The 23781-nt window shown below is 67.1% G+C and carries 26 protein-coding genes; 5 read left to right on the top strand and 21 right to left on the bottom strand.

The window, feature by feature from the left end; all coding sequences use genetic code 11:
* On the bottom strand, window positions 1–1254 hold a 1254-nt coding region (gene nusA, locus VNN10_00700), incomplete at its 3' end, for a transcription termination factor NusA (protein ID HXH20518.1).
* Between the two features lie 291 nt (window positions 1255–1545).
* Here nusA and VNN10_00695 point away from each other — a divergent pair.
* Window positions 1546–1677 carry a hypothetical protein gene (locus tag VNN10_00695; GenBank protein ID HXH20517.1) on the top strand — a complete coding sequence of 44 codons (132 nt, stop codon included), beginning with the start codon at window positions 1546–1548 and terminating at the stop codon, window positions 1675–1677.
* A 58-nt stretch (window positions 1678–1735) separates the two neighbouring features.
* On the opposite strand, the gene VNN10_00690 is transcribed toward VNN10_00695, so the two are convergent.
* The 6 genes from VNN10_00690 to VNN10_00665 form a co-directional block, all read right to left on the bottom strand.
* Complete coding sequence (locus tag VNN10_00690; protein HXH20516.1) at window positions 1736–2983, bottom strand: CoA transferase; 1248 nt, start codon at window positions 2981–2983, stop codon at window positions 1736–1738.
* The gene (locus VNN10_00685) at window positions 2980–4221 is read right to left on the bottom strand and encodes a CoA transferase (protein ID HXH20515.1); all 1242 of its coding nucleotides are present in this window, start codon (window positions 4219–4221) and stop codon (window positions 2980–2982) included. The genes VNN10_00690 and VNN10_00685 overlap by 4 nt, the downstream gene beginning before the upstream one ends.
* Window positions 4222–4344: 123 nt before the next feature.
* On the bottom strand, window positions 4345–4677 hold the full coding sequence (locus tag VNN10_00680) for a hypothetical protein (GenBank protein ID HXH20514.1): 333 nt from the start codon (window positions 4675–4677) through the stop codon (window positions 4345–4347).
* Window positions 4678–4764: 87 nt separating this feature from the next.
* Window positions 4765–5985: a bifunctional glutamate N-acetyltransferase/amino-acid acetyltransferase ArgJ gene (gene argJ, locus VNN10_00675; protein ID HXH20513.1), complete on the bottom strand. Its 1221-nt coding sequence runs from the start codon at window positions 5983–5985 to the stop codon at window positions 4765–4767.
* A 1-nt stretch (window position 5986) separates the two neighbouring features.
* Window positions 5987–7054: an N-acetyl-gamma-glutamyl-phosphate reductase gene (argC, locus tag VNN10_00670; protein ID HXH20512.1), complete on the bottom strand. Its 1068-nt coding sequence runs from the start codon at window positions 7052–7054 to the stop codon at window positions 5987–5989.
* Window positions 7055–7201: 147 nt separating this feature from the next.
* Window positions 7202–9247 (bottom strand): thioredoxin domain-containing protein, encoded by a 2046-nt coding sequence (locus VNN10_00665; GenBank protein ID HXH20511.1) that lies wholly within the window; start codon window positions 9245–9247, stop codon window positions 7202–7204.
* 97 nt (window positions 9248–9344) lie between these two features.
* Between VNN10_00665 and VNN10_00660 the strand changes: the two genes are divergently transcribed.
* Entirely contained in the window at window positions 9345–10160 is an 816-nt protein-coding gene (locus VNN10_00660; protein HXH20510.1) for a hypothetical protein, read from the top strand.
* On the top strand, window positions 10157–11035 hold the full coding sequence (locus VNN10_00655) for an alpha/beta hydrolase (protein HXH20509.1): 879 nt from the start codon (window positions 10157–10159) through the stop codon (window positions 11033–11035). The genes VNN10_00660 and VNN10_00655 overlap by 4 nt, the downstream gene beginning before the upstream one ends.
* A gap of 9 nt (window positions 11036–11044) precedes the next feature.
* Here the strand turns inward: VNN10_00655 and VNN10_00650 are convergent, their stop codons facing one another.
* Complete coding sequence (locus tag VNN10_00650; GenBank protein HXH20508.1) at window positions 11045–11470, bottom strand: pyridoxamine 5'-phosphate oxidase family protein; 426 nt, start codon at window positions 11468–11470, stop codon at window positions 11045–11047.
* A gap of 145 nt (window positions 11471–11615) precedes the next feature.
* Between VNN10_00650 and VNN10_00645 the strand changes: the two genes are divergently transcribed.
* The gene (locus VNN10_00645) at window positions 11616–12209 is read left to right on the top strand and encodes a hypothetical protein (protein HXH20507.1); all 594 of its coding nucleotides are present in this window, start codon (window positions 11616–11618) and stop codon (window positions 12207–12209) included.
* A 41-nt stretch (window positions 12210–12250) separates the two neighbouring features.
* Here the strand turns inward: VNN10_00645 and VNN10_00640 are convergent, their stop codons facing one another.
* The 13 genes from VNN10_00640 to VNN10_00580 all read right to left on the bottom strand — a co-directional run bounded on the left by VNN10_00640 (window position 12251) and on the right by VNN10_00580 (window position 23315).
* On the bottom strand, window positions 12251–12568 hold the full coding sequence (locus VNN10_00640; GenBank protein HXH20506.1) for a hypothetical protein: 318 nt from the start codon (window positions 12566–12568) through the stop codon (window positions 12251–12253).
* Between the two features lie 112 nt (window positions 12569–12680).
* A complete protein-coding gene (locus tag VNN10_00635; protein HXH20505.1) occupies window positions 12681–13163 on the bottom strand; it encodes an ester cyclase in 483 nt (160 codons plus the stop codon).
* 187 nt (window positions 13164–13350) lie between these two features.
* Window positions 13351–13821: an rRNA maturation RNase YbeY gene (gene ybeY, locus VNN10_00630; protein HXH20504.1), complete on the bottom strand. Its 471-nt coding sequence runs from the start codon at window positions 13819–13821 to the stop codon at window positions 13351–13353.
* Between the two features lie 44 nt (window positions 13822–13865).
* On the bottom strand, window positions 13866–15356 hold the full coding sequence (locus tag VNN10_00625) for an NADH-quinone oxidoreductase subunit N (protein ID HXH20503.1): 1491 nt from the start codon (window positions 15354–15356) through the stop codon (window positions 13866–13868).
* Between the two features lie 3 nt (window positions 15357–15359).
* Window positions 15360–16820 (bottom strand): NADH-quinone oxidoreductase subunit M, encoded by a 1461-nt coding sequence (locus VNN10_00620; GenBank protein ID HXH20502.1) that lies wholly within the window; start codon window positions 16818–16820, stop codon window positions 15360–15362.
* 58 nt (window positions 16821–16878) lie between these two features.
* Window positions 16879–18810: an NADH-quinone oxidoreductase subunit L gene (gene nuoL / locus VNN10_00615; GenBank protein HXH20501.1), complete on the bottom strand. Its 1932-nt coding sequence runs from the start codon at window positions 18808–18810 to the stop codon at window positions 16879–16881.
* Window positions 18810–19001 (bottom strand): hypothetical protein, encoded by a 192-nt coding sequence (locus VNN10_00610; protein HXH20500.1) that lies wholly within the window; start codon window positions 18999–19001, stop codon window positions 18810–18812. The genes nuoL and VNN10_00610 overlap by 1 nt, the downstream gene beginning before the upstream one ends.
* 6 nt (window positions 19002–19007) lie before the next feature.
* Entirely contained in the window at window positions 19008–19319 is a 312-nt protein-coding gene (nuoK, locus tag VNN10_00605) for an NADH-quinone oxidoreductase subunit NuoK (protein HXH20499.1), read from the bottom strand.
* The gene (locus tag VNN10_00600) at window positions 19316–19834 is read right to left on the bottom strand and encodes an NADH-quinone oxidoreductase subunit J (GenBank protein HXH20498.1); all 519 of its coding nucleotides are present in this window, start codon (window positions 19832–19834) and stop codon (window positions 19316–19318) included. Before VNN10_00600 ends, nuoK begins: the two co-directional genes overlap by 4 nt.
* Window positions 19835–19853: 19 nt before the next feature.
* Window positions 19854–21107: an NADH-quinone oxidoreductase subunit NuoH gene (gene nuoH / locus VNN10_00595; protein ID HXH20497.1), complete on the bottom strand. Its 1254-nt coding sequence runs from the start codon at window positions 21105–21107 to the stop codon at window positions 19854–19856.
* A complete protein-coding gene (locus tag VNN10_00590; GenBank protein ID HXH20496.1) occupies window positions 21104–22201 on the bottom strand; it encodes an NADH-quinone oxidoreductase subunit D in 1098 nt (365 codons plus the stop codon). Before VNN10_00590 ends, nuoH begins: the two co-directional genes overlap by 4 nt.
* 5 nt (window positions 22202–22206) lie before the next feature.
* Window positions 22207–22947 (bottom strand): NADH-quinone oxidoreductase subunit C, encoded by a 741-nt coding sequence (locus VNN10_00585; protein HXH20495.1) that lies wholly within the window; start codon window positions 22945–22947, stop codon window positions 22207–22209.
* Window positions 22944–23315 carry an NADH-quinone oxidoreductase subunit A gene (locus tag VNN10_00580; GenBank protein ID HXH20494.1) on the bottom strand — a complete coding sequence of 124 codons (372 nt, stop codon included), beginning with the start codon at window positions 23313–23315 and terminating at the stop codon, window positions 22944–22946. Before VNN10_00580 ends, VNN10_00585 begins: the two co-directional genes overlap by 4 nt.
* Before the next feature lie 150 nt (window positions 23316–23465).
* Between VNN10_00580 and VNN10_00575 the strand changes: the two genes are divergently transcribed.
* Window positions 23466–23732 (top strand): hypothetical protein, encoded by a 267-nt coding sequence (locus VNN10_00575; protein ID HXH20493.1) that lies wholly within the window; start codon window positions 23466–23468, stop codon window positions 23730–23732.
* Window positions 23733–23781: the final 49 nt, after the last annotated feature.

Genomic DNA, 23781 nt, shown 5'->3' with positions numbered 1-23781 from the left:
CTCGGCCGGAGCGACCATCGCCGCCGGCGCGAGGACCTCTTCCGTCGCGGCAGCGGGCTTCTCCTCTTCCTCCGCCTCTTCCGGCTCGACGACCTCGGCCCAGACTGGCACGTCTCGCGGGCCAGGCTCGGCGATCATGCGGCTCGCCGTCGAAACGGCCACGGGCTCCTCTGCCCCCTCTTCTTCCTCGACCGCCGACAGGCTCTTGATGTCGATCCGCATCCCGGTGAGCTTCGCGGCCAGGCGGGCGTTCTGCCCCTCCTTGCCGATTGCCAGCGACAGCTGGCGGTCGGCAACTACGACCTCTGCGGTGTTCTGCTCGTCCCCGAGCAGGCGCACACGGTGGACCTGCGCCGGGCTCAGCGCATTGGCCACGAAGCGCGCCGGGTCCGGGTCCCACTGGACAACGTCGATGCGCTCGCCGTTGAGCTCATTGACTATGTTCTGGATGCGGATGCCGCGCAGGCCGACACACGCGCCCACCGGGTCGATGCCCTCCTGGCGCGAGTAGACCGCCACCTTGCTGCGGAACCCCGGCTCGCGGGCGATGGCCTTGATCTCGACCGTGCCGCGGAATATCTCCGGCACCTCGAGCTCGAAGAGGCGGCGCAACAGGTTCTTGTGCGTCCGCGAGACCGTGACCTGGGGGCCGCGGTTCGCCTTGTGCACCTCCAACAGGTAGACCTTGAGGCGCTGGCCGGGCCGGTAGTGTTCGGTCCGGACCTGCTCCGAAGGCGGCAGGACAGCTTCCGTCTTGCCGAGGTCGATGTACACGTGTCGCCCCTCGATGCGGTGGACCACGCCGGAGATGATGTCGCCTTCCTTGCCTGAGTACTCCTCGAAGACCACCTCGCGCTCGGCTTCGCGCAGGCGCTGGAGCACAACCTGCTTCGCCGTCTGTGCGGCGATACGGCCAGCGTTCGCGGGCGTGACTTCGATGTTGACGACATCCCCGATGTACGTGTTCGGCTGAATCTGCTTCGCTTCCTCGAGCGTTATCTCGGTCTTCGGGTCCTCGACCTCTTCGACGACCGTCTTCTGCATGAAGACGCGGGCGTTGCCCGTGCTCGGGTCGATCTTCACGATCAGGTTCGCGTTCGCGAGCGCGTCCTTCTTGTAAGCGGAGGCGAGCGCGGCCTCGACAGCTTCGAAGACCACTTCCTTCGGCAGGTTCTTCTCGGCAGCGAGCTGCGCGATCGCGGTCAGGAAGTCGTTCTGGTTCGTTCTTGTCGCGCGCTGTATCGCGGTGGCCAACCCTATTTCTCCTTGTGTTCTGACCCATTGGCCGCCTTCGACGCGGCCGGCAGCCGAGGCGCCGGTTTCAGGCTAACAAAAAAGTGGGCCGAGAACCCACTTCCGAAAACCGGAACCTGTGCTAAAGGCAATATATCACCGCGCCCTCCCCTTAGCAACGCTAACGCATTAGATCGAGGGACCGTCCGGCGCATCGAGGGAGCGGACACCCCCGCGGGCGGTCTCGGCCGCCGAGGGCGCACAAGCGGGACCTCGAGGGGCAGGGTCAGTACGGTGTGATTACGTCAAGTAGTGTTCAACGAGCAGACCGGCCGCGTCTACAGCCTGGTCGAGGCGCCGGACGCCGAGGCCCCCAGCCGGGACCAGCGCAAGGCCCACGGCCTCGTTGCCGACGGAATCGTGGAGGTCCGAGAGGGCTCGTGAGGGGCTCCCGCGAGATGGGCGCCGGCGCAGATCCGGCACCACGCGGACCGCGAGAGACCTAGATCACGCTGGCCTCGCGGAGGGCGGTGAGGTCCGCGGGCGCAAGGCCCAACTCGCCGTAGACGTCCTGGTTGTCCTGGCCCAGGGCCGGTGCTCGCCTGCGCAGCCGCCAGGGCGAGCCCAGGAATTTGTAGGGGGCGCCGGGATATCGCAGCGTGCGGCCGATCTCCGGCTGTTCCACCTCCACGAAGAAGCCGCGCGCGGCGGCGTGCGGGTCGTCCAGCCAGTCCTCTGGCCGGCGCACGGCGCCCCAGGTCAGCCCGATGCTCTGGCCGAGGTGGAACAGCTCCTCGGAAGTCATCGTCGAGGTCATGACCTCGAGTACGTCGAGGATAGTGCTGCCCAAGGCGAAGCGGCGTTGCGGGTCGGCAAGCGCCTCGACATCGAGGTCCAGGTCGATCCCCTTCTCGCGCAGCACGGCCAGGAGCTTGTGCCAGGCGTCCTGGTTGAAGGGCAGGCTCAGGTTCACGTACTTCCCGTCCGCGCAGAGGTGCTGCGTCCGGGCCGTAGGCTGGCGTCCGGCGTGACGGCCGGTCTGGCGGCGGATGGTCGCCCGTTCGTACTCCCAGTTCGTGCTCGCGAACTCCACCGTGACCGCGAGGGCCGCGTGCGCGGACACGTCGATGTACTGCCCCTGGCCGCTGTTCTCCCGTTCCCAGAGCGCCGCAAGGGCGGCGATAAAGGCGTAGTGCGAGCCGGTGTGGTAGCTGTGATACGGCCCCGGACGCACGGGAGGAAGGTCGCCGTCCTCCAGGCTGTAGCCGCAGGACTGCATGGGGCCTCCGAGGGCCATGGTCACGAGGTCGGTCGTCTGATAACCGGCGTCGACATACGGCCCGGTCTGCCCGAAAGGAGTGAGGGCGACATGCACCAGCCTGGGGTTGCGCGCCGACAGCGACTCGTATCCGAGGCCGAGCGCTGCCGCCCGGCCGGGCGGCAGCGTCTCGAGGAAGACGTCGGCGCGCTCGATGAGTCGTCGCAGGAGGCGCCTGCCCTCCTCCGTCTCGATGTCCAGCGTCACGGACCGCTTGCTGGTGTTGTAGTGCCAGAAGAAGAGGCTGCGCTCGCCGTCGGGCACGTCCGCCACGAAAGGCCCGATATTCCGGCTGGCCGCGCCCTGCGGTGGTTCCACCTTGATGACGTCGGCGCCCATGTCGGCGAAGAGCTTGCCGCACCACTCCCCTTCCGGCCCGGCGAGCTCGATGACGCGGATGCCCTCCAGCGCCTGGTCGACTGGGTCGCTCACCACAGCACCTTCTCCGACTCGAGCCGCCTGATCTCGTCTTCGGGCATGCCGAGCAGTTCCCCGAAAACGTAGTCGTTGTCCTCGCCCATCAGGGGGCCGCCCCGCTTGAACTCCGCTGGCGTGCGCGAGAAGACGGCCGGCATTCCGTCCACGCGATGTCGCCCGACCACCGGGTGGTCGAGGACAGGATAGAAGCGCCGGTGCTCCAGCTGAGGCTCATCCTCGAACAGCTCCCGCGAGCGCTGGACCCTGCCCGCTGGCACGCCGGCCGCTTGCAGCGTGCGCTGTACCTCGAGGTTCGAGCGGGGCCGCGTCCACTCCTCCACCAGGCCGTCGAGCTCGCGCTGGTGCGCCAGGCGGGCCGTGAAGGTCTCGAAGCGCGGGTCATGCTGCCACTCCGGATGCCCGACGGCGCAGGTGAAGGCCTGCCACTGCCCCTCGGTCGCCACGGCAATGGCCACCCACTCGTCGTCGCCGACGCCACCATCGCTCTCGTCCGGAGCGCAGCGATAGACGCCGTGCGGCGCCATCGTCGGGTGGCCGGAGGCGTTGCCGATGCGCGCCGACGGCCGGCCGTTCACCTGGTAGTCGAGGAGAGCCGGGCCGGTGAGGGTAATGGCAGCTTCGACCTGGGAAAGGTCCACGTGCTGCCCCTTGCCGGTGCGCCGGCGGTACAACAGCGCCTGCAGCATTGCCATGCAGCCGAAGTAGCCACCCGTGTGGTCCATGTAGGAAAAGCCCCAGCCCGCGGGCGCCATGTCCGGAAAGCCCGACTGGAAGGTCAGTCCGGACACGGCCTGTACCGTCGGGCCGTAAGTCTGGTAGTCAGCGTATGGTCCGCTGTGGCCGAAGCCGGCCATGCTGACGTAGACGATGTCCGGTTTCACGGCTCGCAGGCCTTCATAGTGCAGGCCCCACTTCTTCATCACGCCGGCGCTGAAGTTTTCGAGCACGCCGTCGGAGATGGCGACAAGCTTCTTGAAGACCTCGCGGCCCTCCGGGAGCGACAGGTTGATGGTGGCGCTCAGCTTGTTGCGGTTGAAGTTGTTGAAGTAGCCGCTGTTGTTGATGCCCCGCTCGCCGACATGCGGGCCGAACGTTGTCCGCGCCTGGTCCGGCCGCGCGTTGCTCTCGACCTTGATCACCTCGGCGCCGAGGTCCGCAAGGATGCGCGTGGCCTGGGGGCCGGCCATCGCCCAGCCAAGGTCGACTATACGAAGGCCGGAAAGCGCGCCCATGGAGCCTCCCAAACGGTCACGTAAACGTCAGGGTAGGCCAGAGTCTACCGCAGTTGGCGCATTGTTGCACCCGCCCCCCGGCCTTCGAAACCCCGGCTGACGCTGCGGCCAGGCTGCTCCGACTCAGGTACAGTTCTGGATGAACCACTGCCTCTCGGCTTCCGAGCGGTACTCCGTGCCGCGGATCTCGGCGCAGTTGGTCCGGTTAGGCAGGGTCGTGGCCGTCGGTCTGGCAGCGGGCGCCGTGGAGATGTTACGGGGGGTCAGGGGGCGCCCGGTGTCGTCGCCGCCGGAGCCGAGCACCAGGCAGGCGCCGCCCACCCACAGCACCAGGCCGGCCATGAACCCGAGCACGGCCACCGTAGCGACGTTTGGCGCCTGCCCCTCCATCCGCTCCTGCTCTTCCGGCTCTATCACGGCGATCGCCCTTATGTTAGCGCTCGCCTCCGAGGGCATGCCTGCCGCGCGTCTGCCTGACGTCTAACGAAGCGCCTCGTCCGCAGCCCTGGCGAGGCGCCGAGCCAGGCGGGCGCCGGCCAGCCCTTAAGTCGTGTAGTCGGCGTTGATGTGGACGTACTCGGTCGTAAGGTCGCAGCCCCAGGCTGTCGCCGATGACTCACCCAGCCCGAGGTCGAGCTCGATGCGCACCTCCGGCGCGTCGAGATACTTTCGCATTTCCGCTTCCTGGAAGGGGACGGCGGCGCCGCGCTCGAAGAGCAGCCGCCCCTGCAGCATTAGCGTGCACTTCGCTTCCTCTAGCCGGGCCCCCGCACGCCCCGCCGCCACCAGGATGCGGCCCCAGTTGGGGTCACAGCCGGCGATTGCCGTCTTCACTAGGGGCGACGTGGTGATCGTGCGCGCGACCCGCCGGGCGTCCTCCAGGGAGGCCGCGCCTGTCACGGCCACTTCCATCAAGCGCCCGGCGCCCTCGCCGTCACGGGCAATCTCGCGGGCAAGATGGGTCGCGACCCGCAGCAGGGCCCCCTCGAACGCCTCGGCTTCCGGCGTGCCGGCCTCGATCCGGGGCAGGCTGGCGGCGCCATTCGCCAGGATGATGAACGTGTCTGAGCAACTGGTGTCGCCGTCCACGCTGACCATGTTCAACGTAGCGTCGGCGACGCGCCGGTGAGCGGCCGCGAGGAAACCCGGCTCGACGTCGGCGTCAGTCGTCACGTAAGCCAGCATCGTCGCCATGTCCGGATGGATCATGCCGCTCCCCTTGGCGCATCCACCGATGTGATAGTGGCCGGACGGCGTCTCGACCCGTACAGCGACCTCCTTCGGCCTCGTGTCCGTGGTCATGATCGCCAGGGCAAACTCGTGACCTCCGTCTGGCTTCAGGACGATGCGCGAAATGCCGGCCGTGACCTTGTCCATAGGCATGCGCGTGCCGGTGACACCCGTGGAGGCGACCGCAAATTCCTCGGCCTTCAGGCCGCAGTGCGCCGCCGCGAGCTCGGTCATGAGCCTGGCGTCGTCATAGCCGCCCGGCCCGTTCAGCGAGTTCGAGCAGCCGGAGTTCGCGACTACTGCGCGCACGCACCCGCCGGAAATGCGCTCCTGGCTCAGGACCACCGGCGCACCCTTTACGAGGTTCCGGGTGAACACGGCGGCCGCATGGCACGGCCGGTCGGAGACCAGGATCGCGAGGTCCAGCGCGCCCGCCTTCGGACCGGCGGCGTACATGCCGGCGCAGACGGCGCCCGCCCTGAACCCGGCCGGCGCGGTAACTCCTCCGCCCTCGACGATCGAAACCGTGGCCATCTCAGGGATACACCGGGCCGCGCGTCAGGCCCGCCGCCTGATCGAAGCCGAACATGAGGTTGAGGTTTTGCACGGCCGAGCCGCTCTGCCCTTTGAGAAGGTTGTCGATCGACGACATGACTACTACCCGCTTCCCGTCGGCGCTCAGGGCGAGGGAGATGTCGCAGTAGTTCGAGCCGAGCGTGCCCTTGAGCGTCGGCGGCTGGTCGAGGATGCGGACGAAGGGCGAGCCGTCGTAGAACTCACGGTAGCGGTCAAGCAGTGCCTGCCGCGAGGCCGTCTTCGTGAGCGTCGCGTGCATCGTACTGAGTATCCCGCGCGTCGTTCCCAGGAGGTGGGGCACGAAGTCCAGCGTCGCGCCGGAGGCCTTTCCCAGGCGCCCCAGCGTCTGCTCCGACTCCACGACGTGCTGATGCGAGAGCACCCGATAAGGCACCACGTTATCGTTGAGGTGGGAGAAGTGCTGCTGCGGCGCCGGTTTCTTGCCCGCGCCCGACGAGCCCGTGAGCGCGTCGACCGCCACCAACCCGCCCTCGACCAGCCCGTCGGCGAAGAGCGGCGCCAGCCCCAGGATCATGCCCATGGCGAAGCAGCCGGGATTGCCCACGATCGGCGCCGCCGCGATCCGCGCTGCGTTCAGCTCCGAGACGCCGTAAACGGCCCGGCCCAGCAACTCCGGGGCCTGGTGCCCCACCTCGGCGATCGAGGGGTGGCGCTGAGCGTAGGCTGCGTAATCGGCCTCGCTCGCGAAACGGAAGTCGCCGGAGTAGTCGATGAAACGCACGCCGGCGTCGGCGAGTCCCCGCGCGTAGCCCTGCGAGACGCGGTCCGGCGTCGCGAAGACCACGACATCGACCCCTTCGCCGATGGACGCCCGGTCCGGCGGCTCCACGACCATCTCGCAGCGGCCGGTCAGGTGCGGGTACACCTCGTCGATCCGCCGGCCGGCGTCATCCCGCGCCGAGATCGACGCAACTTCGAATCCGGGGTGTTCAAGTAGCAGTTCCAGGATGCCCAGGCCGCCGTAGCCGGTCGCCCCTACGATCTGCGCTCGCTTCCGGTCGCCCATGTCCCGTACCTCAGGCCCCTGCCCGGCGGGGCAAATTGTCAGGCCGGGCGCGCAGCCCGGCCGTAACCGACGAACTCCTGGCCGCCAGCCGATACGCCGGCTCGGCGGAGTGCCTTTCGAGAGGCCCATTATAGGGCCGCCCGGCCCTTATGTCTCGCCGTTCAGGAGGCGGCGAAGCGCGTCCGGGTCCGTGGCCGGCGCCTGGCAGACGAAACGCTCGCAGACGTAAGCGGTCGCCTGGCCGCCGGCGGCGACGCGGCCCTCGAGCAGCGGCGTGAGGTCGCCGCCCTCCCCCTCCCTAGCGCCGGCGAGCACCACGTCCGGCCGATACGACTCGCGCAACACGTCGAGGATGGGCCGCGCCTGCTCCGGCCGCTCCGGCCAGATCACCGCCACCTCCCGAATGGGTCGCAGGTGGAAGTCGAGCGCCGTCAGCAGGCGCCCGAAGCCGCTCGGCGCGCGCTGGACCACCGGGGCCAGCGCCCGCAGGCAGGCTACCGCCCGCCGCTCGCGGTCGGTGTCCCCGGTGAGGACGGCGATGCGGAGCATCACGTCCGCGGCAACGGAGGTCCCTGACGGCGTGGCGTTGTCGAAGAAGTCGCGCGGGCGGGCGATGAGGGTCTCGTGGTCCGTGGCCGTGTCGAAGAAGCCCTGGACGCCATCGTCCCAGAAGAGCCGCACCATGTCGTCCGCTAGCTCCAGCGCCCGGCGGAGGTAGCGCAGCTCGAAAGTCGCCTCATAGGTGGCAAGCAGGCCGTCGATGAGCAGCGCGTAATCCTCGAGGTAGCCCCGGAGTTTCGCCCTCCCGTCCTTCCAGGAGCGGAGCAGCCGTCCATCTTCGAACAGGTTCGCGAGAATGAAGTCGGCGTTGCGCGCCGCGGCCTCGAGATACCGCTCAGAGCCAAGCAGAGCGCCGGCCTCCGCGAGAGAGCGCATCATCATGCCGTTCCACGCCGTCAGCACCTTTTCGTCGCGTCCCGGGTGGACGCGCCTCTCGCGCGCTTCGTAGAGCTTCGCCTTCGCGCGCCGGAGCACCTCATCAAAGTCTTGCTCCTCCATGCCGTGGAGGGCCGCGAACTCCTCCGCCGGCACGGGGACATGGAGGATGTTGCGCCCTTCGAAGTTGCCCTCGTCGGTGACTCCGAAGTAGCGCGCGATGATCTCGGCGTCGTCCTCGAGGGCCGCGGCGATTTCCTCTGGCGTCCAGACGAAGAACTTGCCCTCCGCCCCCTCGGAGTCCGCGTCCTGCGTCGAATAGAAGCCTCCGTCCGGATGCGTCATCTCCCGCAGGACATAGTCGAGGGTCTCCGTACTGACTCGCCGGTAGAAGCCCAATCCCGTAACGCGATAGGCGTCCAGATAGACGCGCGCCAGGAGGGCGTTGTCGTACAGCATCTTCTCGAAGTGCGGGACGAGCCAGACGGCGTCCGTGGCGTAGCGGTGAAAACCGCCGCCGACCTGGTCGTACATGCCCCCGAGCGCCATTCGTCGCAGGGTGCGCTCGACGATCTCGAGCGCGCCGGGGCTCTTGGTGCGGTGGTGATAGCGCAGCAGGAAGTCGAGCGTCATCGGCTGCGGGAACTTCGGCGCAGAACCGAAGCCGCCGTTTACGCGGTCGTGGCTCTGGGCGATGGCGCCGTAGGCGACGTGCAGGATGTCCTCCGTCAGCAAGTCGTTCCCCGGCCTGATGGTCTCGACGGCGCTGAGCTGGCTCTGGATCTGGCCCGCCGCCTTCTCCACGTCGCCGCGGTTCGCTCGATACACCTGGGCGATCGACGTCAGGACTCGGCTGAAGCTGGGCAGGCCGTGCCGGTCCTCCGGCGGGTAGTAGGTGCCGCCGTAGAAGGGCCGCCCGTCCGGGGTCAGGAAGACCGTCATCGGCCAGCCGCCGCGGCCCGTGAGCGCTTGCACTGCCTGCATGTAGATGGCGTCGACGTCCGGGCGCTCCTCGCGGTCCACTTTGATGTTCACGTACAGCTCATTCATCAGCCGCGCCACGTCCGGGTCCTCGAAGGACTCGTGCTCCATGACGTGGCACCAGTGACACGCGGAGTAGCCGACCGAGAGGAGGATCGGCTTGTCTTCCGCCCGCGCCTTCTCGAACGCCTCCGCGCCCCAGGGGTACCAGTCGACCGGGTTGTCCTTGTGCTGCAGGAGGTAGGGGCTGGTCTCGTCCGCCAATCGATTTGCCATGAGATCAGGGTACCGACTGCAGGCCGCAGAGGGCAGGGGCTGGAGGCGTCCCGTGCATAGCTGTTAGCACATACTCCTGTTTGTGTACGCTGGCGCCATGCGGTTCGTGGCCATCGACTGGTCCGGCGCCAAGAGCGGCGCCGAGAAGAAGATCTGGCTCGCGGAAGCCAGTGACGGCCGGCTGGTACATCTCGAGTGCGGCCGCGGTCGCGAGCAGGTCGCCAGGCATTTGATCGAGCTCGCGGCCGAAGACCCGATGCTGATTGCTGGCTTCGATTTCGGCTTCTCGGCGCCTGCGTGGTTCGTGCGCCGTCTCGGACTGTCGTCCGCTCCTCAGTTGTGGGCGCTGGCTTGCTCCGAGGCCGAGCGCTGGCTCTCTGACCGGCAGCCGCCCTTCTGGGGCGGTGGCCGCGGCCCCCGGCCGGACCTGCCCCGCCGCGAGGACCACTACCGCATTTCTGACCTCGCCCTTCCGCCGGTTGGAGGCATAGCGATCAAGTCGTTGTTCCAGGTCGGCGGGTCGGGGAGCGTGGGCACGGGATCGCTCCGCGGTTGGCCGGTGCTGCACATGCTACGGGAGGCCGGCTTCGCGGTCTGGCCATTCGACGCGGCCGCCTTGCCCCTCGTCGTCGAAATCTACCCACGCCTGCTTACGGGACCGGTGAACAAGTCCAGGCTGGACACGCGTCTTGCGTACCTGCAGGAGCACTTTGCGACAATGCCGGAGCACCTCCGGCGCGTAGCGGCCTCGTCGGAGGACGCCTTCGATGCCGCCGTGTCGGCCATGCGGATGGCCACGCACCTGGACTGGCGGCTGCTGCCGCGGGTCAATGATGTGGACATGCTATTGGAAGGCATAATCTGGCACCCCGCCCTGGACCTCGACGCCCTGACACCGGAGCGCATGACATGACCGAACCCTGGCGCCACGGCTACGCTGAGACCAACGGCATCCGCATGCACTACCTGGAAGCGGGCCAGGGCTACCCGGTCCTGCTGCTGCACGGCTTCCCGGAACTCGCCTTCTCCTGGCGCTACCAACTTCCCGCGCTCGCCGCTGCCGGCTACCGCGCTATCGCACCGGACCTGCGGGGCTACGGTGAGACAGACAAGCCCCACGCGATCGCCGCGTACACGATCCAGGAGCTCGAAGCTGACATCGTCGGCCTTCTCGACGCGCTCGACATCGAACGCTGCGCCGTAGCCGGGCACGACTGGGGAGCGATCATCACCTGGCACCTGGCGCTCGCCCGCCCCGACCGTTTCGAGCGCATCATCGCCCTGAACGTGCCCTTCACACCCCGCGTCGACGTGAAGCCGACCGACCGCTTCCGCGCCACGCCGGACGGCCGCTTCAACTACATCCTCGCCTTCCAGGCCGAGGGCGTCGCCGAGGCGAACATGGAACGCGACCTGCGCGGCTCGCTTGGCGGCATGATGAGGCGGATCTGCGCCGACCCTGCCGCGATCAGCGACGCCGACCTCGACGTCTACGTCGAAGCTTTCGCCAGGGGCGGCCTCCGCGGGCCGATCAACTACTACCGGAACTTCGACGCTAACTGGGAGTCCACGCCGCACTTCGCCGGCCAGAAGGTGGAGCAGCCCACCCTCATGATCGTGACCGACAAAGACCCCATTCTCCGGCCGGAGGGGGCGGCCGGCATCGAACGCCACGTCCCCAACGTGCGGACGGTGCTCATCAGCGACTGCGGCCACTGGACCCAGCAGGAGAAGCCGGACGAGGTCAACGCGGCGATCATCGCCTTCCTGCGCCAGACGGGTCGCTAGAGCCTCAGGCTACGAGCGTGTGTAGTCCCAGGAGATGAAGCGCCGGGGCCGAATGCGGATGTAGGCCACGCCCGGCCTTGGCTCCTTCGGCAGGTCTGACTCCGGCGTGCCCCGGCGCCGTGCCGCTTCACGCACCAGTTCCAGGACCCGAGCCGGGTCGCGGACCACCTCGGCGTCGCCCTGGACCATGAGGCCACGTATGTCCTGCATCGAACTGCCGCTCTCGACGAGCGCCGCGACCTTCGGGTTGCGCTCCACGTTCCTCAGCCGCTGGGTGCCTTCCCTTCCGCCGACGTAGATGTCCTCGCCGACCCTGAAGTAGCCGATCGGGACCGAATGCGGATAGCCGTCCCGGCCAATGGTGGTGAGGATCAGCCAGCCAGGGCGGCTGTCGAGATACGAATACGCTTCTTCCCTGGTAAACGAGACCGGCATCGGCCCTCCCCATCTACTGCGCGCCCGCCCGATCGGTGTCGGCGTGGCTCTGTGATGATGCTCCCGTTGTCTCCGGCCGGGCAAGGGAACATCGCGGCCTGCGCCGGCGTCCTAACTGTAGAGCTAAGCTGGAGAGGTGGTCCCAGTGAAGGAGAGGAGAGCGCTAGCCCTGGCAGCCGCGGTCGTGGCCGTCGTCGTCGCCATCGCCGGCTACACGGCCTTCGGGGCGGCTGGAGACGGGGACGGAGAGGGGGCCATGGCCCCCACGCCCGACGCCCGCCCGGCCGACCCGGGGCTCGGCATCGGAGAGACGCCCTCTCCGCCCGCGCGTGAGACTCCCACCCTGCCTGCAGGTGGCACGCCCCTGCCCGGCCGGGACACACCTGCCCCTGGGCGCACGCCAACGCCGGGCAGCGGTGCCGGGCAGGCCACAGTGCGCGTCCTGGCGCCGATAGATGCCGCTGGGATCACCGTGCTCGAGTCGTTCCCGCCCCAGTACCGCCTGCAGGTCAAGGCGGGCCTTCCCAGCGGTTGCGCCCGGGCCGACGGCTACGAGCTCAGCCGTTCCGGCAACGAGATCAGAATCGCCGTCTACAACACGCTGCCGGCTGGCAATCCCGTGTGCACCGCCATCTACGGCCAGTACGACCTGAGCATTAGCCTGGGCAGCAACTTCACATCCGGCCAGGACTACGTGGTCAACGTGAACGGCACCGTCGTCACCTTCCGCGCGCAGTAGGGCGCCCGCCGGCCCAGGCGCGACGAAGCCGCCGAGCCGGACTAGGGCGCCTCCGGGGCCGGGACCGGCATCTGCAGGACTCCTTGCTCGCGCAAGGCAGCGAGCAATTTCTGGTTCGAGGCGTAGTGCAGCCCGACGAGCGCGACCGCAACCCGCAGGACCAGCCGCGCGACCTCCGGCTGGCTCTCTTTGATGGCAGCCTCCTCGATCGCTTGCTCCTGGCCCGCCACTAGTTCCCGCACCAGCGATGAGGACTCGGCGCCTTCAATCGCTTCACGCGCGTCCTTGTACCAGCTCCAGAAGCTGCGGATCTCTGTCTCCCAGTCCAGGCCGTAGGCCATGGCCAGCGCTTGCGGCATCTTCGTACCTCCTTCGGCCCCTCTCGCGCGCCCCTCGCGCGCGTAAGCAGCCTACGGATCGCGCATGTTAGGGCGCATCGGCGTTAGGCCCCGCAGTGTAACGAACTCGTGACTAGAGAGGTCCGCCAGGGGCGCCGTCGCCGTTCCTGGACGGACGCACCTGAAAGCGAATCGGGCCGCCGCCCGCCGTCCGTCGTGCCGGGACAACGGCGCCGATCTGCTGCATCAGGTCCAGGAGGTCGGCTGTCTGCCACATCTCTACCACCTTCCCGCCCTCGATGCGGTACATCGTGGTGCCGTGCCAGGAGACACGCCGCCCCGTGGCCGGCGCCCCGGCGTAGTCCCCGAGATGAGTGGCCTCCGTCGTCCAGCGAGCAGCCACAGTCCCGCCCTCGACGACATACTGGTCGACCGCGCCTCGAGCGTCCGGAAAGGCAGCGAAGAACTGGCCGAACCCCGTGGCGAACTCATCGAAGGTTGTGGTCGTACCGTTGAGGCGGAACTCGGGCGCGTAGAGCCCGCGGAGGCCTTCGACATCCCTCGCGTTCGTGGCTTCGAAGACGCGGCGCACCACGTCCTGGCTGGTGCTGCTCACGTCCGAAAGTATAACCGCGCCCCGGACCGCACTCCCGGAGCCGCCTGCGCCGTTCCGCGGTCCGCCGCCGGCGCCCGCCTGCGGGCCGTCGAAGGCCGGACCCGGAACCATCGCCGCTGGCCGCGAAGCCCAATACTCCGGCCATCCGTCGCGCCCCTGCCAGGATGGGGACGCATCGTCATCTGGCTCAGTGGCCGTGTGAGAACTGGCCGGCATAGCCGAGGCCGCGGAGCAGCTCGTCCTCCCTGGCCTGCATGCGCTCGGCGCCCGCGACATCCTCGTGGTCGTAGCCCAGGATGTGCAGCAGTCCGTGCACGACGAGGTGGGCCGCCTCGGCCTCGACGGGGTTGCCCGCCGCACGGGCTTGCTCCTCCGCCACCTCCAGGCAGACGACGACCTCGCCCAGAGAGGGGGCCTCGCCTGGGGTCTCGGGGAAGGCGACCGCGGACTCCGCGGCCGCGAACGACAGCACGTCCGTCGGTTCGTCGCGCCCGCGGTACAAGCGGTTGAGCTCCCGCACGGAGTCGCTTCCCGCGAGCGCCACCTCCACGCCCACCTCCGTCGAGACGCGCTCCGCCCTCATCACCGCCCTGGCGACACGGCGCAACATGCCGGGTGTCAGGCGCCCGGCGCCGCCGGCAGGGAGCGTGACGGCCACTCGATGAAGCCTGCGCGCGGTCATGACAAGGACAGAGGGTGCCGCTATTCGGCGAACACCGCCGCGGCGTCCTGGGCGACCTCCAGCAACGGCGAGGGCACTATGCCCAGGGCGAGGATGCCCACCGCCGCCACCGCCAGGGCCAGCCGGACCGGGTAGGAGGTAGCGATCCTCTCCCTCGACCTCGGTTCGGCGAGAAACATCGTGCCGGCAATCCGGAGGTAGTAGAAGGCCGAGACGACGCTGTTGAGCACCGCGATCACGACCAGCCATACCAGGTCGCTCTCGACGGCGGCGTTGAAGATGTAGACCTTGGCGATGAAGCCCACGGTCGGCGGAATGCCAGTCAGCGAGACCAGCGCCAGGGTCAACGCCAGCGCCAGCACGGGCGCACGCTGCCACATGCCGCCATAGTCCGCGATCAAGTCGCTGCCAGTCCGGTCCGATATGACGATCACGACGACGAAAGCCGCCATGTTCGTGAAGGCGTAGGCCGCGAGGAAGAAGAGCACGCCGCTCGCCGCCCCCTCCAGGCCGCCCGCGGCCGAAATCGCCGCCAGCCCGACCATGAAATTGCCCGCCTGCGCTATCGAGCTGTAGCCGAGCAGGCGCTTGATGTTCGACTGCACCAGCGCCAGCACGTTCCCCACGCTCATCGATACCGCCGCAACCACGGCGAAGATGTCAGCCCAGTCGCCGCTGATGCTCGCGTCCGTGAGTCCTTCGAAGAAAATGCGCATTACCGCCGCGAATCCGGCGGCCTTGCTGGCTACGGACAGGAACGCCGCGACAGGCGCCGGCGAGCCCTCGTACACGTCCGGCACCCACATCTGGAAGGGCACCACGGCCATCTTGAAGCCGAAGCCGGCGATCAGGAACACCACCGATAGCACCAGCCCGGCGCGCATCTCCTCGCCTCGCTCCGCGATGGCGCTGGCGATGCTTGGCTCGCCCGCCGGCGCGATGAGGCGTGTGCTTCCCGTCATGCCGAAGAGGAAGGCCATGCCGTAGAGGATGACGGCGGAAGCGACCGCGCCCAGAAGCAGGTACTTGATCCCGGCCTCGCTCGAGCGTTCGTCGCGCTGGAGTGCCGCCATGATGTACTGGCTGATGCTCGTAAGCTCCAAGGCGATGTAGATAAGGATCAGGTCGCGGCTCGCCGCCAGGAGCATCATCGCCCCGCTCGCCAGGAGCACCAGGGCGTAGTACTCGGGCTGCCGGTCGCCGAAGCGCTTGCCGTAGTCCTGGGACGAGAACAGGACCGCGGCCGCGATGCCGGCGAACAGGAAGTGGAAGAAGTAGGAGAAGTCGTCAAGCACCATCGAGTTCGCGAAGGCGAACCCGGCCTCATCGCGGGTCAGCAGTGACAGGGCCCAGGCCGCTGCCAGTATGGGCCCGAGCAGCGCTACCGCCAGGAGGGCCGTGTTGCGCGGCGCGGGAATGCGGCCACGCGGCAGAAAGCCCCAGACCAGGATCAGCGTCGCGACGCCGCCCATTGCGAGAACCGGCCCCAGCTTGTCCAGGTCGTCCCACATGGCCTAGATGAACTCCATTGTCCGCAGGACGCCGTTCTCCAGCGTGTCCACGACGATCGAAGGGTAGATGCCGATGGCGATTATCAGCGCGGCCAGCGTCGCCATACTCGCCCACTCCCACCAGTTGTCGGTGTCCGGCAGGGACGCCCAGCGCGGGTTCTCCGGCCCGAACATCACTCGCTGGACCGTCCAGAGGATGTATCCAGCCGAAAGAAGTATCCCGACGACGGCCAGCACGGTCTGGACCTCGAAAGCCTCGATGCTGCCCAGGAACACCAGCAGCTCAGCGACGAAGCCCGACATCGTGGGCAGCCCCAGCGACGCCAGGCCCGCCACCACGAAGAACGTCGCCGCAAGGGGCATTCGGTGCGCCAGGCCGGACAGGTCGGCAATCTGGCGCGTGTGGGCGCGGTCGTAGATGAGCCCGACCATGACGAAGAGGAGGGCAGTTATAGTGCCGTGCGTGAACATCTGCAGAGACGCCCCCGTCAGGCCGATCTCGCCCAGCGCCGAGGCGCCGAGCAGCACGTAACCCATGTGGCTCACGCTGGAGTAGGCGATGAGGCGCTTCAGGTCTTGCTGCCGCATGGTGAGCACGGCGCCGTAAAGGACGCTAACCGCCGCCAAGCCCGCCAGGTAGGGGGCAAAGTCATCGAACTGTTCCGGCAGGATGCCCGCGTTAATCCGGATCAAGCCGTAGCCGCCCATCTTCAGGAGGATGCCGGCCAGGATTACCGACACGGCCGTCGGCGCGTCCGTGTGGGCGTCCGGCAGCCAGGTGTGTAGCGGGAACACCGGCAGCTTGATCGCGAACGCGGCGAGGATCAGCAGGAACACCGCGTGCAGCGATATCGCCGCCTCCGTAATGTCCGCCTCGGCCAGCGCCTGCATGTCGAAGGTGCCCTGGGAGAAGCCGAGCACCAGGAAGCCCACCAGCATCAGTGCCGAGCCGGCCAGCGTGTACAACACGAACTTGATGGCGCTGTACTCCTTGCGCCCCGTCCCCCAGATCGAGATCAGGAAGAACATCGGGACCAGCTCGCCTTCCCAGAACAGGAAGAAGAGGATCAGGTCCTGCGACACGAAGACGCCCATGACAGCCGCCTCGAGCAGCAGGAGCCACATGAAGTACTCGCGCGGGCGCAACGTGATGTTGAACGAGACGAGCGTAGCCACGACGAAGAGGATGCCCGTCAGCAACACCAGCGTCGCGCTCAGGCCGTCGACGCCCACGAAGTACTGCACGTCGAAGCTCAGCACCTCGGAATCGATCCACGTTGCCCGGTCGACGAACTGGAGCCCGGCGTCTGCTGTGTCCAGCGCGAAGAAGACATTTCCGGCGGCCACCAGCGCGATGGCAGTGAACAGTAACGCGACCCAGCGCGCGCTCTCCTCGCGCTCCTTCGGCAGAGCCATCGAAGCCACGGCGCCGATCAGCGGCACCACGATCAGAGCCGTCAGCACCGGTGCACCTCTTCGCGCGCGGCAGCGCGCCCGAATCGCGGAGGCCAGAGTCTCAGCTTCATGGCGGGTTCAGCACCAGGACCACGATTACGGTAAACAACACGCCGGCGAAGCCAATGGTGCCGTACGCCTGAAACTGCCCGCTCTGCAGGTAGCGCACGGCGCCGCCAATGCCGCGGATCACCCTGCCGGCGCCATTAACGGCGCCGTCCACGATGTGGGTATCGAACCAGCTCAGCGCGCCGCCTATCACCTGGTAGAAGAGAAAGCCGACGATCACTTTCTCGTACAGGAAGTCGAGGTAGTACTTGTTCACCAGATCGCGGTGGAAGGGCCCGAAGAACTCTCGCAGGCCGTCCGCCGAGATCAGCTTCGCGCTGTAGATCGCCCACGCCAGGCCGATGCCCGCCAGCGCCACCAGCGTAGACGCCGCTGCTATGCCCACTTCGAATTCGGCCGCGTGCAGCTCCACCTCTGGCGGCAGCGCCCCGTGCAGCAGGTCCCCGATCTGGTGGCCGAAGAGCCAGTCCGGCGTGTTGGCCAGGCCGATGACCGTCGCCGGCACTGCCAGGATCATGAGCGGCAAGGCCATTACCGGCGGCGACTCGTGCGGCTCGCCGTGGTGGGCGTCGTGGGAGCCGTGCTCGGGCTGAGCGCCGCCGCGGTACTCGCCCCCGAAGGTCATGAAGATCGCCCGGAACATGTAGAAGGCAGTAAGGCCGGCCGTGATGAGCGCGATCACGAACAGGTAGCGTTCGTTATGCCAGGCGTCGGTAAGGATCTCGTCCTTGCTCCAGAAGCCCGCAAGCGGAAAGATGCCGGCCAGGCTCAGACTGCCGATCACGAACGTCCAGAAGGTCACGGGCATTTTCGACCGCAGACCGCCCATGAGGCGCATATCGAAGGTGTTCGTCGCGTGGTTCACGCTGCCTGAGCCGAGGAAGAGCAACGCTTTGAAGAAGGCATGCGTGAACAGGTGAAAGATCGCCGCCACGTACCCACCCACGCCGAGGGCGAGCATCATGTAGCCGAGCTGACTGATCGTCGAATACGCCAGGACGCGCTTGATGTCCGTCATCACAATGCCCAGCAGCGCGGCGCTAATCGCCGTCACGCCGCCGATGGCGCCCACGACGGCCATGGCGTCGGCGCTCTCGTGAAACACCGGGAACATGCGCGCCACCAGGTACACGCCCGCGGCGACCATCGTCGCGGCGTGGATCAGGGCGCTGACGGGCGTCGGGCCCTCCATCGCGTCCGGCAACCACACGTGGAACGGCACCTGGGCGGACTTACCGGCAGCGCCCGCGAAGATGCCCAGGGCGAAGAAGGTCAGCGCCGTGCTCCCGATCTGGCCCGCGATCGCGAGCTCGTGGATCTCGCGCACGTCGAAGGTGCCCGTGTGGGCAAAAATCAGCAGGATGGCGAGCAGAAAGCCGAGGTCGCCGGCCCGGGTGACGAGGAACGCCTTCTTGGCCGCGGCGGCGGCCTCCGGCTTGTGGAACCAGAAACCGATGAGCAGGAAGGAGCACAGACCGACCATCTCCCAGAACACGTAAATGCCGATCAGGTTGTCCATGAGGACCAACCCGAGCATCGACGCGGTGAAGAGCGAGAGGTAAGCGTAGTAACGCCAGTAACCTCCGTCGCCAGCCATGTACCCCTGCGAGTAGAACTGCACCAGGAACGACACCGAGCTCACAACGACCAGCATCACCGCGGTCAGGCCGTCGACATTCAGGCCCATGTTGATGCGCAGGTCAGCGAAGGCCAGCCACTCGTGGCTCGGGAAGGCGAAGCGGTGGCCGTCGGCCTGGAAGGCGCTGTCCAGCGTCCACAGAGACAGCACCAGCGAAACGGCGACGGCTAGTATTCCGACGTAGCCGCACAGCCTCTGCTGCGACTTCTGGATTGCGACGATGAGGACGAAGGAGACGACGGGCGCGAAGAAGATTGCCCAGACCGCCTCCTCCTTGATCTGGTCCAGCATCAGACCTTCCTCAGGATCTCAGCGGCCACGTGCGTCTTCGAGTCCGGGACCCAGATCTCCCGTGGCGCCGACCAGGAGTACGCGGCGGTCAGCGGCGGCACGATGCGGACGGCCACGCCTTCGGCGTCATACAGGTCCTTCCAGACCTTGGCCACGTAGCCGTTCTTGACCTCGATGAGCTTAGTCCACATGCCGGCTCACCACTTCAGCAGGTCCAGCTTGTCGACATCGATCGACTGGCGGTATCGGTAGACCGAGACGGCCAACGCCAGCGCAACCGCAGCCTCGGCGGCCGCGACCGTAATCACGAAGACCGAGAACACCTGCCCCGTGATCGGCGTTGGCGACTCCGCCAGCCTGGCGAAGCCAATGAGGTTCACGTTCACGGAGTTCAGCATGAGCTCGACGCCCATGAGCACTCCGACGGCGTTCCGCCGCGACAGCGCGACATAGAGCCCGATGCTGAACAGGATGCCGCCGACTACCAGGACGTGCTCGATCTCGATCAAGCCTGCTCCCCTTCAGCCGGCGCTTCCTCGGAGGGCCGTACCAGGATGATCGCCCCCACCATCGCCACCACGAGCAAGACCGAGGCGACCTCGAAGGGCAGCACGTAAGGGTCGAGCAAGGCGTTCCCAATTTCGCGCGCCGTCGAGCCGAAATCGTTGCTTGCCTTTGCCCAGTTCGTCTCGACAGACGCGTAGATGAGCACCACGGACAGGAGGATGGCCAGCGACGCGATCGGCGCCGAGTAGTTGACCGGCGCGTTGTCGCGCGCCGATCGCGGCGTCAGCAGGATCGAGAACAGCATCAGGACGGAGATGGCGCCCGCGTAGATCAGCACCTGCACCACGGCCACGAAGTCCGCGGAGAGCGTTATGTACAGGCCCGCCACGCCGACGAAGGAGAGGATCAGGAAAAGGACGGCGTGGATGAGGTCCCTGACCAGAGCCACCATGAGGGCGCTGACAATCGTGAGGATGGCCAGCACCCAGAAGGCAATGACTACCGCGGTATCGTCCATTCGCCTCCCTGCCTCTTGTTCAAGGCGCGGCCGCCGGCGGGTTCAACGAAGCTGTGGTCTTGGGCGCAGGCAGCGAAGGCACCTGGATTGTCGGCACCAGGACCGGGCGCCGCGGCAGGCGGTACAGCCTTGCGGTGATTACGCGGAAGAACAGGATCAGGAGGCCGGCAGCCAGGGCGATGTTCACGACAGCGAATACGGCCAGGACCCAGTCGCCCAGATCCGCTTCCCGCCAGATCAGCACTTCCGTGGCAAGGATGCCGGCGTTGATCAGCCCCAGGGGCAACAGCATCTTCCAGGCCAGCGCCATCAGCTGGTCGATCCGGAAGCGCGGCAGCGTCCCGCGCAGCCAGATCAGCCCGAAGTAGAAGATGTAGGTCTTCACGATGAAGATGATCCAGGGCGGGACGAACTCCTCCAGGCCGCCGAGCCACCAGCCCCCGAAGAAGAGGCTGGCGACGATCGCCGAGACGGCGAGCGAGTTCACGAGCTCCACGGCGTAGAACAGGCCCCATTTCATGCCCGAGTACTCGGTGTGGTAACCGGCAACGATTTCGGACTCGGCCTCGGCTATGTCCGCCGGCGTCCTGTTCAGCTCGGCCGTGGCGGACACGATGTAGACCACGAGCGAGATCGGGACGTAGATCGCCAGCGGCCCGTAATGGGACTGCCAGGCGACAAGCCCGGCCACGCTCATGGTGCCAACGAAGAGGACTGGCCCGAGCAGCGCCATGACCATCGGCGCTTCATAGCTCACCATCATGGCGATCACGCGCATCGCCCCGAGCAGGGCATACTTGTTGTTCGAGGCCCAACCAGCGATGAAGACCGCCAGCGCCGTGATGGACGAAAGCGCTAGCAGGTAAAGGACGCCCACGTCGAGGTTCGCGAGGACCATATCGGGCGCCCAGGCGAACACGGCAAAGCTGAGCATCGCCGGGATGAAGACGAGGATCGGCGGCAGGCTGAAGAGCTTGCTATCGGCCAGGTCCGGCTGCAGGACCTCCTTCTGGATCAGCTTGATCGCGTCCGCCACTGGTTGCAGCAGGCCCCAGGGGCCCACCCGGTTCGGGCCGCGGCGCACCTGCATCCGGCCGATAATCCTGCGCTCCAACCAGACGTTGATCAGCGCGCCCAGGCCGACAAACGTCAGGATGCCGACACAGCCCACAATCGCGCTGACCAGGTACACGACCCAGTCCTCGGTGTGCTTTGCGAGCCACTCGTACAGCTCGCGGAAGGGGTCGAAGTCGTACCAGTTGAGCAACCTCACCGGTCGATCTCCCCCACATTGATGTCGATGCTTCCCAGGGTCACGATGGCGTCGGCTAACGAGTGGCCGACGACCATGTCGTTCAGCACCGTCAGGTTGATGAACGACGGCGAGCGGACGTGCCAGCGGTAGGGCGTCGGGCCGCCGTCGCTCACCACGTAGAAGCCAAGCTCACCCTTGGGCGACTCGATGCGCGCGTACGCCTCTCCGGGTTCCGGCCTCAGGGCCAGGGGGATAGGGACGTTGACAGGCCCGCCGGGAAGCTCTTCGTAGGCCTGCCTGATGATGCGCAGGCTCTGCTTCATCTCCTCCATGCGCACCACGAAGCGGTCGAAACAGTCGCCGTTGTGCCCCACGGGAATGTCGAACTGCATGCGGTCGTAGACGCAGTAAGGGTCGGCCTTGCGGATGTCCCAGGCGATGCCACAGCCCCGCAGCAGGGGGCCGCTGGCAGAAGCGTTGATGGCGACATCGGGCTTCAGTACGCCGACGTCGCGGCCACGGGCCAGGAGGATTTCGTTGTCGAGCAGCAGGTCTTCGTACTCGGCGATGCGCTCTGGAAGGTCGTTAATGAGAGACTCTATCGCCGGGTACCACTCGTCCGGCACGTCGAACGACACGCCGCCGATGCGCATGTAGTTCGTGGTCAGGCGGGCGCCGCAAGTCATCTCGAAAAGGTCCAGAATGCGCTCACGCTCGCGGAACATGTACATCAGGGGTGTCTGCCAGGCGCCGCAGTCGTTCACGAAGGTGCCGTTCGCCATGCAATGTGAGGCGATGCGCTGCAGTTCGGCGAAGATGACGCGCAGGTATTGCGCCCGCTCCGGCACCTCGATGCCGGCCAGCTTCTCGACCGCGAGGCAGTAGCCGAGGTTCCCTGTCATCGCCGCCAGGTAGTCCATCCGGTCGGTGAAGGGGATGTTCTGGGTGAAGGTGCGCTCCTCCGCCAGCTTCTCCATGCTCCTGTGCAGGTAGCCCAACACCATCTCGGCGGCGATTACGCGCTCCCCGTCCAGGGTCGCCTTCACGCGGAAGACTCCGTGGGTGGAGGGGTGCTGCGGCCCGATATTGACGACGTAGGGAGGAGTGCGGATCTCGGTCACGGCACGTCGTCCTCGTTCGCCTTTTCCGCGACCACCTCCAGGTCGGTCTCCTTGCCGGCGCGGGCCGCCTGCTTGCCGGGTTCCTCGCCCTGGGGCACCGCAAGGCCGGCGGTCGGCTGCACCGGGCGCGCGTCCGCCGGCGGCGGGCCGGAGAGCTCCGGCTCAGCCTCAGCCTCGAGGTGGGCCGTGCCCAGCATGAGGTCGGCATGGGGGGAGCGCCCGAGGTAGGGGTACTCGCTCTGGCCTTCCGGGAACTCGTACGGGAACCGCTGTAGTCCCGGCTTGTAGCCGCCGGGCAGGGCGAGGTAGTCCTTGCGCAGCGGGTGGCCTGGGAAGCCCTCCCAGAGAAAGATGCGCTTCATGCGCGGATGGCCTTCGAAAGTGATGCCCATGAGGTCGAAGACCTCGCGCTCCTGCAGGTCGGCCCCCTGCCAGACTGAAATCACCGAAGGCACGCCGGCCCTGGTCCGGTCGGCGCGGGCCTTGAGCGTGAGAGCATGGTTCCTGGCGAGCGACGACAGGTGATACACGACTTCGAAGTAGTCGATCCAGTCCACCGCCGTCAGGCTGTTCAGGTACTTGCAGTCGAAGTCAGGGTCATCTCGCAGGTAGAGGGCAATTTCGACGATGCGTTCGGCGCGCACCGTGACGGAGACGTCATCCTCGGCGATGACAGCGTCCGGAAAGGCTGACCGGAGCCTCCCCGCGACCTGGGTTCCCGTGAGGGCCAGGGTCATCGCCACTCCAGCGCGCGCTTGCGCCAGGCGTAAACGAAGCCGACAGCGAGGATGGCGATGAAGGTCATGGCCTCGATGAAGCCGACCACGAGCTGGTCCCGGAAGGCCACGGCCCAGGTGTAGAGGAAGACCACCTCGACGTCGATGATTACGAACAGCAGGGCGATGAGGTAGTACCGGAAGTTGAACTGCACCCAGGAGTCTCCCTCGGTCTCCACGCCGCACTCATAGATGGCTGTCTTCACCGGGTCCGGCGCCTCCGGGCGGATCTTCAGGACCCTGAACGCGAGCGACGCTACCAGCGGGATGGAGGGAAACAGGATGGCGAAGAAGAACAGGACTCCGACTCGCCCGAACTCGTTTAGCACGGATACTCCATTCCGTTCGCTCTGAGTCTTGCGGCGGGCGCCTGGGCGGAATCCGGCCGCTGCAGGCGACTTTGTGAATTATGTCCCTAATTCGCGCCGGATCATAGCACCGCCCCTATGTAGGGACAAGGAGATCCGAGTCTGCTGCCGATGCAACGGACACAGCTTCGGCTTAACATCACGCCCGGAGGAGGCACTGCCACGGAGCCAGCCGACGACGGCGAAGCACGCCTGGGCCGGATCGAGCAGGAACTGCGCCACCTGCTCGGATTGCCGGCCTGGTCGAACCTGCGCGGCGACGACGTCATCGCGCTGACTCTGGCCCTGGACGCGCACTCGCGCGTCCGCGTCAACGACCTCTTCGTCGAGATGCGAGAGATCCTCGACGCCCTCGTTGGCCACTCAGGGCCGGCCTAGCGGCGTCCGCCGCGCAGCCTCGGGTCGAGCACGTCCCGCATCGCATCGC

Source organism: Dehalococcoidia bacterium (genome assembly GCA_035574915.1).
Lineage (GTDB): Bacteria > Chloroflexota > Dehalococcoidia > DSTF01 > WHTK01 > DATLYJ01.
The sequence above is the reverse complement of the archived record's forward strand: the minus strand, read 5'-3'. Positions and strand labels throughout refer to the sequence as shown.